13 protein-coding genes are annotated in these 14,220 nt (G+C 60.2%); 4 read left to right on the top strand and 9 right to left on the bottom strand.

Going from position 1 to position 14,220, the window contains the following annotated elements; genetic code table 11:
* Nucleotides 1-357: 357 nt before the first annotated feature.
* The gene (locus AC1MCA_RS15140; protein ID WP_479798803.1) at nt 358-1,092 is read right to left on the bottom strand and encodes a hypothetical protein; all 735 of its coding nucleotides are present in this window, start codon (nt 1,090-1,092) and stop codon (nt 358-360) included.
* 175 nt (nt 1,093-1,267) lie between these two features.
* The gene (locus AC1MCA_RS15135; RefSeq protein WP_479798801.1) at nt 1,268-1,411 is read right to left on the bottom strand and encodes a hypothetical protein; all 144 of its coding nucleotides are present in this window, start codon (nt 1,409-1,411) and stop codon (nt 1,268-1,270) included.
* Nucleotides 1,412-1,564: 153 nt separating this feature from the next.
* Here AC1MCA_RS15135 and AC1MCA_RS15130 point away from each other — a divergent pair, with 153 nt between their 5' ends.
* Together AC1MCA_RS15130 and AC1MCA_RS15125 are read left to right on the top strand one after the other, a co-directional pair.
* Complete coding sequence (locus tag AC1MCA_RS15130) at nt 1,565-3,235, top strand: sensor histidine kinase (protein WP_479798799.1); 1,671 nt, start codon at nt 1,565-1,567, stop codon at nt 3,233-3,235.
* A gap of 230 nt (nt 3,236-3,465) precedes the next feature.
* Entirely contained in the window at nt 3,466-3,771 is a 306-nt protein-coding gene (locus AC1MCA_RS15125; RefSeq protein ID WP_108599205.1) for a hypothetical protein, read from the top strand.
* 83 nt (nt 3,772-3,854) lie between these two features.
* Here AC1MCA_RS15125 and AC1MCA_RS15120 read toward each other — a convergent pair whose 3' ends face one another.
* Genes AC1MCA_RS15120 through AC1MCA_RS15095 form a run of 6 tightly spaced genes read right to left on the bottom strand, consistent with a single transcriptional unit; the run spans nt 3,855 to nt 9,519 of the window.
* Nucleotides 3,855-5,426 (bottom strand): AAA family ATPase, encoded by a 1,572-nt coding sequence (locus tag AC1MCA_RS15120; protein WP_479798797.1) that lies wholly within the window; start codon nt 5,424-5,426, stop codon nt 3,855-3,857.
* Nucleotides 5,427-5,437: 11 nt separating this feature from the next.
* Nucleotides 5,438-6,094, bottom strand: coding sequence for a hypothetical protein (locus tag AC1MCA_RS15115; RefSeq protein ID WP_479798795.1), 657 nt, complete (start codon nt 6,092-6,094; stop codon nt 5,438-5,440).
* 8 nt (nt 6,095-6,102) lie between these two features.
* Nucleotides 6,103-6,423: a hypothetical protein gene (locus AC1MCA_RS15110; protein WP_479798793.1), complete on the bottom strand. Its 321-nt coding sequence runs from the start codon at nt 6,421-6,423 to the stop codon at nt 6,103-6,105.
* The gene (locus AC1MCA_RS15105; protein WP_479798792.1) at nt 6,423-8,159 is read right to left on the bottom strand and encodes a hypothetical protein; all 1,737 of its coding nucleotides are present in this window, start codon (nt 8,157-8,159) and stop codon (nt 6,423-6,425) included. Before AC1MCA_RS15105 ends, AC1MCA_RS15110 begins: the two co-directional genes overlap by 1 nt.
* A 32-nt stretch (nt 8,160-8,191) precedes the next feature.
* On the bottom strand, nt 8,192-8,671 hold the full coding sequence (locus tag AC1MCA_RS15100; protein WP_479798790.1) for a hypothetical protein: 480 nt from the start codon (nt 8,669-8,671) through the stop codon (nt 8,192-8,194).
* Nucleotides 8,668-9,519: a hypothetical protein gene (locus tag AC1MCA_RS15095; protein WP_479798788.1), complete on the bottom strand. Its 852-nt coding sequence runs from the start codon at nt 9,517-9,519 to the stop codon at nt 8,668-8,670. The genes AC1MCA_RS15100 and AC1MCA_RS15095 overlap by 4 nt, the downstream gene beginning before the upstream one ends.
* A gap of 623 nt (nt 9,520-10,142) precedes the next feature.
* Between AC1MCA_RS15095 and AC1MCA_RS15090 the strand changes: the two genes are divergently transcribed.
* A complete protein-coding gene (locus AC1MCA_RS15090) occupies nt 10,143-10,424 on the top strand; it encodes a hypothetical protein (RefSeq protein WP_479798786.1) in 282 nt (93 codons plus the stop codon).
* Between the two features lie 78 nt (nt 10,425-10,502).
* On the opposite strand, the gene AC1MCA_RS15085 is transcribed toward AC1MCA_RS15090, so the two are convergent.
* Nucleotides 10,503-11,318 (bottom strand): MBL fold metallo-hydrolase, encoded by an 816-nt coding sequence (locus tag AC1MCA_RS15085; RefSeq protein WP_479798785.1) that lies wholly within the window; start codon nt 11,316-11,318, stop codon nt 10,503-10,505.
* A gap of 199 nt (nt 11,319-11,517) precedes the next feature.
* On the opposite strand from AC1MCA_RS15085, the gene AC1MCA_RS15080 reads away from it, so the two are divergent.
* Nucleotides 11,518-13,530 carry a S8 family peptidase gene (locus AC1MCA_RS15080; RefSeq protein WP_479798783.1) on the top strand — a complete coding sequence of 671 codons (2,013 nt, stop codon included), beginning with the start codon at nt 11,518-11,520 and terminating at the stop codon, nt 13,528-13,530.
* The last annotated feature ends 690 nt before the right edge of the window (nt 13,531-14,220 follow it).

Raw genomic sequence — 14,220 nt, 5'->3', positions numbered from 1 at the left:
CGGTCACCAGTAGCCGGTACCTGTCTTTGGTTTGGCGCTACCTTTTTCCACGCCCGGGGGCGCCGACTCCTAGCTCTGAACCCACGTTGGGCGTCTCATAGCCCCAGGGTCTCGAAACCCCAGCCTTTCAAGACAGCCAGCTGGATGCACGGGGCGCCCGCTCCTGCCGATAGGAGCACGCGCGAGAACCGGCCACCACGACGTCTCGACTCACGGGGGCTCTGGTGGGTCGTAGATCCGGACGGGATCCGAGCCCCGTAGCTACAGCGCCAGCGGAGCCGAATCGGCGGCGCATCCTGCAGCCAGCTACGTGGTGTGGGCTCACCACCCTGATTGCAGCGGTGCTGTCACGCCAACCTATGCGGTGGCAGGACCGGTTGGCGATGCGGCACGGGTGGCGTGTCCGCGGCCCCTGGGCCACAGTTGAACAGCCATGACAAAAGCCCACGCGGCCAGGAACACCAGGGCCACCAGCCGCGGCGCAGAGTCGAACAGGCCAACATAGGAAACCATCAGACCGTGAATGATCCAGGCGATCCCTGAGGCGGCAGCCAGCCATCCCGGCCAGCGGGCATAGGCGTGGCCGTAGGCGATGGCCAGGCCGAAGAAGATGAGCGTCAGCCCGAGCAGGATGTTGGAGTAGCTTTGCAGTGCGTACTCGGACCACCTCAAGCCCATGGCGGCCGACAGGGCTGCGGGCTCCTGGTCAGCGGGGGCGCCCGCCCAGGCATCCACCGCCCACTTGAGTGCAATGCCGTCTACCGCCTGGAGCATGGTGATGGCCGCCGCAGTGAGCACCACGGCTGCCAGGCCGAAGCGTGCAAGCGCAGTGGAGCCTTCCCGCTTTTCAGTCATGGCGAAATACAGGGCCACGAGTCCGCCAAAGAACACCAGCGCGGCCACCCATTGGGTGAAGTGGATGGCTATCCAGCCCTCGCTCTGCGCATACTCCCTGAAGACCGCGGTATGGTTCATCACGTCCTCCCGGGACGGGTGCACCGCCGTGGCAGCCACGAGCAGGATCACGCCGAGGGGAAGCGCAACCGCGCCGATCCTCCCCCAGAATGCCCTTGGTTCCGCATGAGTTTCCATCACATTCTCCTCTCCAGCCCGGCCGAATCCCAACAGTGCCCTTGAACCGCTGCGGGACACATCGCCAGGCCTTCCAGTGCATCAAATTGGCTGGAGCGGGCGGCATTTCGTCTACCCGTAGCAACAAGGTTAGGAGCATGTAAGGGAAAGGTGAAGAGGAACCCGAAAGGCACGGCTAACGGCTGAGCGCGGCCACAACGACGGCTGCGGTGGCCACTCCAAGCACCACCAGCAGTACATAGGACATTGACTGCATTCGCCGACGGCGGAGCTCGCCTCTGGACTGCCGCGCGGAGCGGGTTCCCCCATATCTACCCATACCGCGATGCTATGAAATGCATCCTCAAGATTTGCTCAAGTCACGCGCTTTGTGACTCAGGGGGACAGCTGACAGGTGTGGACGCCCGGATCCCCTGCCCTGGGCCCACGAATGGCAGTAGGCTTCCTGATTAAGGCCAGAATTCGGGCAGTGATGGGGGACATCTTGTTTTTCGAACCGGTTGAAAGGTACTTCCGCACGCTGGGGCATCGCGGGCGGACTGTGATGTTCCAGCTTCCGCTGTCCCTGACGATGCTCCTGGTTACCGTCCTTGCCATGGTCTTGCACCCCGAGCTCAAGTGGTCCGGACCGTTCCTCTACAGCCTGGCAGCCCATCTCGTCCTGCTCGCCGCCTGCGCGATCGTTCCATGGGAACGGCTGCCCAGGCCGGCCGTACTGATCATCCCGGTGCTGGACTGCTTGGCCATCGGCCTGTCCCGCGAAGCAGGGGACCAATACCTCGCCGTGCTGGGCTTCCTGCTGGTCTTCCCGGTCGTTTGGCTCTCTGTGGGCAGGCACCCCAGCGGCGTAGTCCTCGCCGTCCTCGCCACTATCCTGGGCGCCGTTCTACCCCCGGTAATCCTCGGCACCGGCTTCACCAGCGCCTCCTTCATCAGGATTGTGCTCCTGCCGGTCATTCTCGGCGCAATCGCACTCACAACCCACGGGGTTGCCAACGCGATCTCCAGTCAGCGGCGGCTGCTTGAGGACCGGGCAGTTGAGGTCCGGAAGCTCCTGACTGCCAGCGAAAGCCGAGAACAACTGCTGGGCACGGTCCTGGACACAGTCAGCGTCGGTGTCTGCGCACTCGATGGCCAGGGCCGCACCATACTTTCGAACCACCACCAAGGCAGCCAACTGGCCGAACCCCTCAGCGATCCACCTGATGCAGACTCGGACCGCATTCCCGTTTACGGCACCGACCGGGAGCATCCCCTCCCGCCCGAGCGGCACCCCCGGACCCGGGCAGCCAGAGGCGAGGCCTTCACCGACGAACTGATCTGGATGGGAACCGGAAGCAGGCAACGGGCCTACTCGGCAACCTGCAGGCTCATAACGAATTCCGACGGCGAGCACGCCGGCGCAGTTCTCGCTTTCACCGACGTCACCGCGCTGGTGGAAGCGCTGTCCGCGAAAGACCAGTTCGTCGCCAGTGTCTCCCACGAATTGCGCACCCCTCTGACGTCGATCCTGGGATACCTTGCCCTGGCGCTGGACGAAAAACCTTTGGACCCGGACATGGACCACTACCTGACCGTAGCCAAACGCAACGCCGAACGCCTGCTGAACCTGGTCGGAGATCTGCTCACCATCGCCTCCGGTGCCTTAACCGTCGATCCCCGTCCGGCCGACCTTGCCGAAGTGGCGGCCAACAGCGTCGAAGCCGCCCAGCCCAAAGCCAAGGCCGGTGGCATCATCCTGTCGCTGGAAACAGAGGGTCAAACCACCGGACGGCTCGACCCGGACCGCATCGGCCAAGCCATAGACAACCTGATCTCGAATGCCGTCAAATACACTCCCAAAGGCGGCACCATCACCGTACGGGTCAGCACCACGGGAAACCAGCTCAGTTGCGAAGTCACCGACACCGGAACCGGAATGACCGAGGAAGAACTGGCCCAGGCATTCACCCGATTTTTCCGGGCCGCCGGCTCACATTCCTCCGCCATTCCCGGCGCCGGTCTGGGACTGGCCATCACCAAGTCCATCATCGAAAACCACAGGGGAAACATCACCCTGACCAGCAGCACGGGTGAGGGAACCACCGCAGCAATCACCCTCCCCGGGGCGGACACCGAGGCCCTCTCGTTGGCCTCCAAATAGCCTCCACCTAGCAGCCGCATTTGACCGTAAGCATACTTAGCATTAGTGTTTCATGGGTGATCGGCGCTCAGCGAACAACATAACTTGATAGTGGTTGGAAGAATCTGGGGTCATTGACCACCAATTGCCGCAACCGCGAGCTGGCCGAATTTCACCGCCGTATTTCACGGTCTCATAAGAAGCAACCAATCGAGGACCCTGTATTGGGCCCAAAATAAGGGAGCAAAACTATGTCATTTCTCAAAAAAGCCACCGCAGCAGCCGCCGGAACTCTTTTCCTGGTTGGCGCCGTAGCAGGACCTTCGCAGGCCAAGGAAAACACCACCATCAATGATGGTCTGGTAAACGTCACCGTTGGCGATGTCATCGTCAAGGATGCCGTTGACGCCAACATTGCGGCCGCCGTCGCCGCCACCCTCTGCGATGTCGCGGACGTCGGATCACTCGCCGTTCTAGGCGAGGCCGTGGACGCGTCAGGGAACGACGTGACAGTCTGCGACACCCTTGCGGGTCCGGTCCGTATCGTGAATAACTGATACTCCGCAGAACCAAAAAACAGCCCCCGGCCAGCAGGCCGGGGGCTGTTTTTGCCTCCATAAGATTTGTTCAGAGTCGGGACCTACCTGGCTCCCGCAGCCTCCGGAAGCAGAATGACGCGACGGCTCGGCAGCCCTGACCCGGACTGCGCTGCCTCGGTCGTCACGCTAGCGGGGATCGCACGCCCCCGGCCCCAGGCACGAATGGACGCAACGTCCTCGGCATTCGTTTGGCTGTAGGGAATGACATCCTCGAAGAAGTCCAGAATCTTGCTGTTGTCTGGAAGTGAGGTGGATCCCGAGGTAAACATCGCCGTCGCAATTTCGTGAACGACGGCATCAATATCTGAACCAGAGAATCCTTCTGATGTAGACACGAGCGAAGTCAGCAGTTCGGCCGGCACTGCCTGTCCCAGGTATCTGGAGAAATACATCTCGATGATTTCGACCCGATCAGCGGAGTCAGGCAAATCAACAAAAAACATCTCGTCAAAGCGTCCTTTGCGCAGCAGTTCGGGGGGCAACGAAGTGACATCATTCGCCGTGGCCACGAGAAAGACCTTGGATGCCGATTCCTGGAGCCAGAACAGGAACTGCCCTATCAGTCGTTTTGATGTCCCTGAGTCGCCGCTCCCTGTGGCCAGCGCCTTCTCGATCTCATCGATCCAAAGGACGCACGGGGCAACTCGTTCAGCCGTTTCAAGGGCTTCGCGGAGTCTGCTTTCGGACTGACCGACGTACATTCCGAGAATCGCTGACATGTCGAGCCGATAGAGCGGAAGCCGCCAGTCTGAAGCGATGGCCTTGGCTGACAATGACTTGCCACAGCCTGGAACGCCCACGAGCAGGACTCCCTTGGGGGGCCGGAGGCGGGTCTTCGACAGATCAGCCTTCATCAGTTCCTGCCGCGAAGCCAGCCACGCCCGCAGGTTCCGCAGGCCGCCGACCTTGTAGTCCTCTCGCAGCTTTACCCGTTCGATGCCATTCAGTTCACCAAAGATACGGTCCTTGAATTGGGACAGTTCAGAGATGTCCGCCACCTCAAGCTTGCCCTTAGCGAGCATCGTCGCGATGACATTTATTGCTTCCATTTCGGTGACACCCGAGAGTATTTCAGCGGCAGCCCGGATCTCGTCCTCCTGCCAGTCGACCTGCACCACGCCACGGTGGTCGTTCACCATTTCCGTAATGCTGAACAGCATCTCCGGTGGCGATGGGAGGTCAAGGGCCACGCTCATCCCTTGCCTGGCAAGGCCCGACCAGACAGGCTTTGAACTCACCAGGACTATGGAGCCTTGCCTGGATTCGGCAAGTCGAACCATTTCAGCAAAGTGCCGTGCAGTGGAGCTTTCCTGATCCAGATCCTCGACATCAGTGAAAATGAAGTTGGCATTGTTGCGGGCCGCGAACGTGGACCGGGCGTGTTCGAGGGCGCCCGTCAGGGAGTAGTCATCTGATACCGCGTTCGAACCGGTGAGCTCCCTGAGACCTTCCGTCCGGGAGTGCACATAGAAGGGCATCGCCTTCAAGTCGAACGCCACCCTCCTCAGTAACTCAAGTACACGGCTGGGTTCTATTGACGTAATCACAACCAGTGGCACTCTCGCGTTGAGATACCGTCGCACTACATCGCTAGTGCCGAGCATGTCAGGCATAACCGTTTTCCTTAGTGATCGAGATTCGTGGTGTTGTCGAAGAGCCGCACTTGGCGCCTTTTGCCGGCAGCGGGTGCCTGTGCACCCTCCGGCGAGGCAGTCGCCCTCGAAACTTCCGGCAGAGGTTGTGCCTGGAGCGGAACAGGTGCGGCGGCAGAGCCATCCTGAACAGTCTCAAGCGTCAAGACGTGTACCAGTGAGTTTGTACGCACGATGCCGAGCAGCCGGTCAGCGGCGGCCGGGTCAACTCTCCCGACCGCCGCAGACTTTGACACATTCTTCTCCAGATCGGCCTGCAACCTGAGAATAGAGGCTTTTGCATCCGCGGAAAGGGCATCCCTTACCCGAGGGGGCAAACTGACGTGTCGAGCTAGTTGAACCCGGCGGGCCAGAACCCTCCTGAGCTGCACCAAGTCGCGGCCCAGGTCGTGATCGGACCGCGCCGTCTCAACCGCCTTGGAAAGCGACGCCTGCCAGTCCGTCATCACCTGTGTGATTGCAGCGTCCACGTGGGACAGCAATCGTGCCCAAGTGCTTGGACTGAAATCCGCCTCGTCCAGCTGAGGGAGCTGGTCAAGGGGCGTCAGAGGATCCTTCTGCCACTGTCGAAGCGTGAGCACCCACGTCTCGTAGACACCGTGTCCTCCGGGACTTGCCGTGTCCGGCATGGAGGACGCTAGTCCCGCGCACGGCGCCGCACGGAGATTTCGCCCGGCGGCATCGGATCCCAAGTGGGCAGGTCGCCAGCAATTTTCCGTTCCCGCGAAAGCTGTTGCTTCTGCGGAACGGCTTTTGACCTCAAGAATCCGCGGCCCACCACCACAGCAGAATCCGAAGGGGAGATGGCCGCGGGAAGAAATCTGCTGGTGGATCTTGCCCGGGAGATAATTTGGCCAACCGCCATTGTTTCCTGGCTTGAGCTGGAATGAGGTGCCGATTCAGGAAGAGGCGGCGTCACTGAAACCTCTTGTTCCATGGCTTCTGTCTGCTCGGTCATTACTGCACGCTCCTCTTGTCGGTTCCAGCAGGCCACGTTTCAATCAGCTGGATCAGCTGACCCTCGTGACCATCCAGTTCGTGGAAAGTAAGTTTTGCATCGATGAACTGGGCCGCTGCGTCCCTGAACATCGACTGCGAATTCTCCAGGGCTGCCTTCCCGGTCTGGCGAAGCCGGTCGACATCGGCGTTGGCCTTCTTCTTTGCGCTCTCGCCCAGGAAGTAGACCGCAGCCGCTCCCCCGAGCAGGGCAACAATTCCCAGCACGGGATTGATGAAGAAGCAAACGATCACTGCCGCCAGCGCAATCAGTCCGGGCTTGATGTAATAGGACGTTTTGAACGAAGCGTCCGCAATGCGCCCCGCAATGGTCTGGGCCCAGGTTGCCTCTAGTTTCGCAAGGGCTGACGCCTCAGAATCATCGGTTCTTGCCGACCATCCGGGGAACCCCAGGCTGGACGCGAAATTGGAATGCTGAGGACCGAGTTCAATGGTGACCTGATCGACGTATCGGCTCCGGTATTCCCTCGTGTAGATGCCCACGGCAGCCAGGAAATCCTCGCGTCCCGTTCCAATGGCCACACGCTGCGTCTGCTGGCTGACTCCGAGGTTTTCGGGCGTAATGGCCGTGGATGTCTGCAACGAGACAGCGTCAATCGTGGACTCCAGGGCTTCAAGAACTATGTCTGACTGGGCGCGCGCCCTGTCCAGATCGCCGTTCTCATCAATGACGGCATCGTGGTAGGCCACCTGCCGCCGGAGCGGAAGTTCTTCTTCGTCAAACTCGGTAACAAGCTGCTCCAGGATGTCATCCAGCAGATCTTCAACGGTGCTTGAGCGTGGAGCTTCGAACGCCTTGATTTCGGAGTACTTCTCGATCACGAGGGGCAACGCGGAGGAGGCCTCAAGCTGGTTCTTTACGTGACCCCAGTCCGGTGACAGCGCAGCCAACTCCGCGTAGTGGCTGCTATCCAATACCTGGGCATGCACAGCGACTTCTGCATTCCACTTGGCCACCTGGGCATCGACGATATCTTTCCGCGACCTGAGCGTCTCATTCCAGTCAGACAACTGCTCGGCGACCACGTTCTGCCCGTCCAGGCCAAATGCCCCTTGGGCGCTGGACTCGAGAACAACCGCAAACTCTCGAGTAAGGCCTGTGGGATCCAAAGACAGCAAATAATGGCGCAGCCATCGGACGGATGCATCCATCCGCCCCTGCCGGCGCAGCACCAGCGAGAAAAAGAGGCTGGTCTTGTTCTTGTCCCTGGCGAATGCTTCCCTCACTGAGGTGTCCACGATGTCCGTGTCATCCCGGGACCAGCCCGCCAGGGCAACAAGAGCCGGTGCGAGCCAGTACCTGGGGCTTTGGATCATCAGTTCTTCGCTGATCTGGGCCACAGTGCTATTGGATACGTTTCCTACGTCGAACGCCTGCAACATGCCAATGGAAGTCCGTCGGACGGTGGCGTAGTGGCCAAACTGCCGGTCCAGTTCCCCTTTCAGGGCGCCTACCTTAGTCTCCGACTGGAGTACATTGGCCCGGCGTTCGGAGGTCTTCACATAAGCATCGAAATCGTTGCGGAGCTTTATCAACTCGTCCGTGGACAGTTGGAGGTCCCGGCGGACCAACCCCACGTCCCCTTGGAGTGAATTCAACTCCCGTTGAAGTACCGCTCCTACATTTTCGATAGCGTTGATCGCTGGCCGCAAGTCAACGTGCAAATTCTGGCTCACTCAACATCCCCTCCATTAGATTGGTCAAACCGTTAGATGACGCAGGTTCCGTCCGGGCGAACCGGAACAATTTTCCCGTCAGAGTAGACCTCTATGAAGATATACATGGCTGACTGGGCAAGACTTCGTGCACCGGAGAACGGTTCAGGAACCATATCTTCACGGCGGTAATGCTCAAGAATGGTTTCTCCCAGTGAGAGACGGTGATCGACGAATGGCGGACCGAGGTGGCATTTGGCGAAGAGCCCAAGAAGAAGTCCACCGTTTCGTTCCGCATAGTCGGCGGCGATCTGGTTGAGAAGATCGCTCCTGGCCGCAGCGTCAGTGGTGGTGTCAAGGGATTGAACGGCCTCAAGGAGTGCTTTGGAACGGGGTTTCTTCCTGTTCCCGATCACATACGCCTCACTGACGTAGGGCGCCATTCGCTGCTGGTCGTTTTGGCCCACTTTGAAGACGTCGGCGCCGGCACCAAGCACGCGGCGTTTGTTCTGAGAGAAGCCGGAAACAGTCATGATCTTTTCCCTATCATCGGGGTCTTCTGAAACCGCGCCGACACGGCACGCAACACTGCATAGACGGCGATGAAGGTCAGAAGCATCGTGATCATGGGACCCGTCATCTCAAATATCCCCTCACGTGTCGTGACTCCTTGCTCCGCTGACGTGAGTGCAAAAGAGCCCAGGGTCATCGCCAACGCCGCAGCGAGTTCCACCCAGTCACGGAAGCGGACCATAGTGCCGACTACCCCGACGAAGATGGCCGCGAGCAGAACACCCACGAAGATTCCCGGGTTGTTCAGTTGGCTCTCAAGCGGGACGGTCATATAGATCACGAGTTCGGTCGATGCAAACAGGAGGAGACCCACTTTCCAGTCAACCTCTCCAGTCGCGAAGCCTGCGAAAGTTCCGAGTGTGGTGAAAGCCCAGACCAATGCCAAGAGAATCCAGCGCAACAAGAGGCTTCCGCTGGCTCCTTGGTCCCCCGGAAATAGATAGTCTTTGGCAGCGGCCACTGCACCCAGGATTCCAAGGGCGGAATACATGAAGTGCACCGGAATTTTCACCACCGCCACGGTTCGCGGAACGACGCGGCAAACGAAAACGACAATGGCGACCGCCGCGCCGGCTGGCGCTGACATGGATGCGCCCGTTTCAGAGGTCAGGGATGCCAGACAAAGCACGGCCAGGAAGCCTGAGATGAACTCCCGGCCGCTGCGCGCGTCTGCAAGGTTGTCAAAAATACGGTAGGGCAAACCCTTAGTGGCTTTGCGGCGCTTAAATAACGTGGTCCCACGAAGGATGTATAAGTAGAGGCCCACCATGAATACAAAAACTCCGGCAGCGCTGGCTATTTCACCCATCATTGGTTGCTGCCGCTACCTGCGAGTCGCACTAAAACTGCCCAAACCGTGGTCACGGAAGCCCCCAAATCAACTTTTCCACGCCGTACCTGTCCCATCGCAGGCGTAGGCACATCAGATCACACGGGGATCTGATTCATGCAAGAAATGTTCCATATTGCGTCATTGAAACTTGATTATTACGCGCAGCAAACCCCAAACCTCAAGATTTCATCAAGGCTGGGAGTGTGATCCATAAAAGCCTTGCCAGAAGTGCAATTGTGGCCGAATATCGGCAAGGGTGGCATCAATGCCTGCCTCTAAATTGGGAGCCAGCTATGAATTGCAAGAAATGTCATAGGCCTCTGCACGATTGCGCGGCGTGCAATGGAGGTAAGAACCGAGGTCTTTTTGGCACGGCCCTGACTTGCTCGAAGTGCAATAGTTCCGGCCTTCAATGTTCCGAGCACGGGGCAGGCTGGAAGTAAAAGTCAGAATTGACTGCAGGAATTCACTGAACAACACGTGAGACATGGGGACAAATGAAAAGCAACAACCTTGAGTTCGAATCAAGCCTGTCCGTTCAGCAACTGGGTCACACCCTTAACAGCTCATATGCGCGACTCAGAGCGACAGTAGAACCTGTGTTGGCGAGTTCCAACCCGCTCGACACCATGGGCGGATCTCCGGATATCGCAGTAGTCGGAACAGCACGGGGAATTGTCGGCGGGGCTTGGGGTGTCCACGCCTACGTGAACGACGCCGGTCCGCACCGGCTCGTGGAACTCGTTGCGATCGGTGACTCGGGGTTCAGCCGAGCCTTCAACGGGCTGCGCAACACGATCTCACTGGGGAAAAGCTCAGAAAAGATGGCCCAGATCGCTGCTGACTTGAAGGCTGCCGACAGCAGCCTTCGAGCGCTCTGACGGTCACATCTGCTGAAAGAGACAGGGGTGTTGTTCGCAGTCAACACTGCGAACAACACCCCCGCTTTGTGCAGCGTCCTAGTGCAGCGGCCGGGTCTCCTGCAGGCGCTTGATGAACCAGCGGGACTGCTCGGGGCCGTAGGGCAGCACCGGGATGGCCTTGGTGGCGTCGGTGGGGGTTTCGCGGATGGACTGCGTCGCCTGGCGGACGGCGGTGGTCATGGTGTTGGCCATGGTCCGGACGAACTGGTCGCTGCAGAGCTCGCCGTGGCCGGGCACCAGGAACTCGTAGCGGTGGCGCAGCGCGGAAATGTGCCGGAGCGAATCGGCCCAGTCCTCCGGGAAGGAATCCTCGAAGGACGGGTGTGCGCCCTGCTCCACGAGGTCCCCCACGTAGAGGGTGGTGGGGCTGCCCACCAGGAGGTCGCCGTCGGTGTGTCCGCGGCCGAGGTAGAAGAGCGTGGCGGTCACGCCGCCCAGGTCCACCAGCACGGGCTGGTCCCGGACGATGGCGTTGGGCACCACCAGTTCCACGTTCTCGCCCTCACCGGTGGACATCTCCGGCTCCAGCGTTCCCACAAACCGGCGTTGCAGGTCCCCGTGCGCCTCGATCTCCCGCGCACAGTTCTCATGCGCCCAGAACTCCGTGACGCCGTCGGTGGCAAACACTGCGTTCCCGAAGAAGTGGTCGTAGTGGGCGTGGGTGTTGACAACGACGAGCGGCAGGTCAGTCTTCTCCCGCACCGCGGCCAGGATCTCCTGCCCCTGCCGGGGCCCGCAGCCGGTATCGATCACCATGGCCCGCTCCGAGCCCACAATCAGGCCGGTATTCAACAGTGAACCTTCGGTGACCAGCACGTAGTTGTCCGCGCCGACGTCGAGCCATTCTGACATTGTTACTCCGTACCTCCGGAAAGCACTTGCGTTCTTCTTGGCCTTTGATTCTACCCACGGGTCTTGAGTCAACCCGGCGGACCGGCCGGACCAGTGAGCGGAAAACTGCTTCGTGGGCTGAATCATCCCGGGAAGAAGTAAGTTTTCGTCCCGCGGACACGCCATCGAATGATCACTCCCGGCCTGTACGGTTGAGCCCATGGTCTCCCAGAGCGCGAGTTTCGTAGATGCCGGCGTCCTCCTAGCGCTCGGCGGAACCCACGTCGCCGGCACACCGTTACTGCATTCCGAGGGCAACCCACTTTCAGGCGCTCCCTCCAGCAAATTCCGGCCCGCCGGACACATTCGCCGCAGGAGCACCTTTACCTGCGTTTTCCTTGCATCACTAGCTCTGGTTTTGACCCCGACTGTTGCCCATGCTGATGCTGTTACTGACCGCGCGCCTTCACAGACATTTCCTTCTCCTTCGTCTTCCTCTGCTCTGCCTGAGGGGGAAGAGCGATACATCGTGAGATATGGCAACGATGTGAATGCAGAAGCGGAATCCGCTTCCCTCCAACAAAAAGGGATCGAAGTCAAAGAAACCCTTTCTCATGCGATGAAAGCTTCAGTAGTTGTGGCCACCCCCCATGAGATAGAGACACTGAAAAAATCAGAAGACGTAGCATCAGTTGAACTGGACGCCCCTTTCTCAATTTCTGGCGCAACATCCATCTGGGGCCTTGATCGGATGGATCAGCGAACAGGACGGGACGGCCAATTCGCCATTGGTGATGAAGGCGCCGGAGTGAACGTCTACGTCGTGGACACCGGCCTCTATATGTCGCACTCGGAATTCACGGGCAGGGTTCTTGCCAGCTGGACCGGAATCGGTGACGGTAACGGGGTCAATGACTGCAACGGGCATGGGACGCACGTCGCCGGAACGGCCGCCGGAACAACCTACGGTGTTGCCAAAAAGGCGGCCATCATCCCCGTCCGGGTGGTCGAATGCGATGGAAGCGGCTGGAACTCCACCGCCATAGCCGGCATCGACTGGGCGGTCGCGCATCACGTTGCCGGCCAGCCAGCAGTCATGAACCTCAGCATCGGCGGGTTCACCAGCGATTCCTTTGACCAGGCCGTTCAAAGTGCGGTAAATGATGGCATCACGGTAGTGGCGGCAGCAGGCAATGAAGGGGTGGACGCCTGCACTTACTCCCCCGCCCGAATCGCGTCCGCCATTACCGTTGCAGCGACGGACATCAACGACGCTCAGGCATCCTGGTCCAGCTACGGTTCATGCGTGGACATTCAAGCACCGGGAGTGTCCATCAGATCGGCCTGGAACGACTCACCCACCGGCTCCAACACCAGGAGCGGCACCTCGATGGCCACTCCTCACGTTTCCGGTACGGCTGCGGTCATGCTCTCCCGTGACCGCACACTGTCTCCTGCGCAGGTTCACCAGGCGATGATCGCCAACGCCACAACGGGTGCCGTCGGAGCCAACAAGGGAGCGACCCCTAACCGTCTGCTCTTTGTCATGGGTACCCCACCGGTTCCACCGTCCTGCTCGAATCTCAAGCTCGGGGATGCCTGGGCCGGGGTCGGCACACACTGTGGGTTGCAAGGATCAGCAGCTTCCACTCTCTCCAACATTGAGGCTGCCCCCGCGCCCACCCTCAATGAAACTGCTGCTCCTTCTGAGTCCGCTCCTGCTGCTCCTGACTCCGCACCTTCTTTTACTGAAGACGCCCCCGTGTCAGCACCAGCTTCTGCTGAGGCTCCCATGGTTCCCGCAGCTGCGCCTGCACAGCAGTCTCCTGCGCGGAGCGATGTTTCCTCTCCGCAGATTTCAGAGCCCAACGCCAAACTTATCCCTGCTGCCGGCAGTGAGGCGCAGGTAGTAACGGCGGCCAAACCCGAAGTGATTTCCCCTGGGGCTGCGGCGAATGACGTCACTGAAGAAGCTGAAACGGCAGCTTCAGGAATGCCATCGTCACCAGTGATTTTGGCACCGCCAGTGAGCTCGACTTCTGCCGCCACTATCATTCCTGTGGGCGGTACATTCGAAGAGGCTTCAGAGGGTCACGCCAGCGCTGGAGTGAACAACCCTGCCTGGGCCATCGCAATAGGAGCGGTTCTGTCCTTGATGGGCGGGGCGGCTGTCCCATTCATGGTCAGGAGGCGCCGGCAAGTCGCGGCTGCCTGGGATGCCACCCCGGCGTGACGCTCTCCCCCAACAGACTCTCCTGGCCAGAGTTGCACTGCGATATGGCCTGAACCGGCGCCGCGGGAGGCGTGTAGTACTCCTGGCAGGGTTGTTGGACAGGGCATCCCCTCAAGTGTGCAGATCGCGTGCACCAGACCTGCGAAGCCCGGCCGGCCGGCGCCCTGGCCCTCCAAGGCAAGCTGACGGCGGTATCCACCGCTGTTCGCGGCAAAGATCAGCGGAACCGCAGTCGGTGGCACGGCTGCGCCGAGCGCCGAGACTGTCTCAAGGAAACGCACGGCCTGGAAGACGCGCGCCCGGCCCAGGACATCCGCCTGCTGTGCCCCGGCATTCGAGCTCACCCAGTGGGCTGCCTTGGTCAACAGCGCCTGCTTCTGACCGGCCGTCCACTGCCGGCCATCCTCGAGGCTTGACGCCACCAGGAGCCGCACGCCCTCAGTATTCCTCAGGTCCAGCCATGGTGAGTCGTTTTCTTCGACGAAGTGGCGCCCAGCGAACGTCTTGAGCTCCGTGGGCAGGGCCTGCGGAACCAGGTTCTCCAGCAGCGGGATGCTGAATGCGGGAATGAGTGCCGCGGCCTGGAGGAGGTTTTGCTCCACGGGCGGCAGGCCGCGCATGGTCCGGATGAGCCATGCTCCAGTACATCGCGAACGCAAGGTCGAAGGCGGGCGCAGGAATCCTTTTGGC

Source organism: Arthrobacter sp. BK1, from assembly GCF_056680055.1.
Note: the sequence above shows the minus strand (reverse complement) of the source record. Positions and strands in the feature narration are given on the sequence as shown.

Excerpts from the sequence above, each read along its gene's own strand:
- AC1MCA_RS15140 (WP_479798803.1), bottom strand. The coding sequence starts at position 1,092 with ATGGAAACTCATGCGGAACCAAGGGCATTCTGGGGGAGGATCGGCGCG.
- AC1MCA_RS15135 (WP_479798801.1), bottom strand. The coding sequence starts at position 1,411 with ATGGGTAGATATGGGGGAACCCGCTCCGCGCGGCAGTCCAGAGGCGAG.
- AC1MCA_RS15130 (WP_479798799.1), top strand. The coding sequence starts at position 1,565 with ATGGGGGACATCTTGTTTTTCGAACCGGTTGAAAGGTACTTCCGCACG.
- AC1MCA_RS15125 (WP_108599205.1), top strand. The coding sequence starts at position 3,466 with ATGTCATTTCTCAAAAAAGCCACCGCAGCAGCCGCCGGAACTCTTTTC.
- AC1MCA_RS15120 (WP_479798797.1), bottom strand. The coding sequence starts at position 5,426 with ATGCCTGACATGCTCGGCACTAGCGATGTAGTGCGACGGTATCTCAAC.
- AC1MCA_RS15115 (WP_479798795.1), bottom strand. The coding sequence starts at position 6,094 with ATGCCGGACACGGCAAGTCCCGGAGGACACGGTGTCTACGAGACGTGG.
- AC1MCA_RS15110 (WP_479798793.1), bottom strand. The coding sequence starts at position 6,423 with ATGACCGAGCAGACAGAAGCCATGGAACAAGAGGTTTCAGTGACGCCG.
- AC1MCA_RS15100 (WP_479798790.1), bottom strand. The coding sequence starts at position 8,671 with ATGACTGTTTCCGGCTTCTCTCAGAACAAACGCCGCGTGCTTGGTGCC.
- AC1MCA_RS15095 (WP_479798788.1), bottom strand. The coding sequence starts at position 9,519 with ATGGGTGAAATAGCCAGCGCTGCCGGAGTTTTTGTATTCATGGTGGGC.
- AC1MCA_RS15085 (WP_479798785.1), bottom strand. The coding sequence starts at position 11,318 with ATGTCAGAATGGCTCGACGTCGGCGCGGACAACTACGTGCTGGTCACC.
- AC1MCA_RS15080 (WP_479798783.1), top strand. The coding sequence starts at position 11,518 with ATGGTCTCCCAGAGCGCGAGTTTCGTAGATGCCGGCGTCCTCCTAGCG.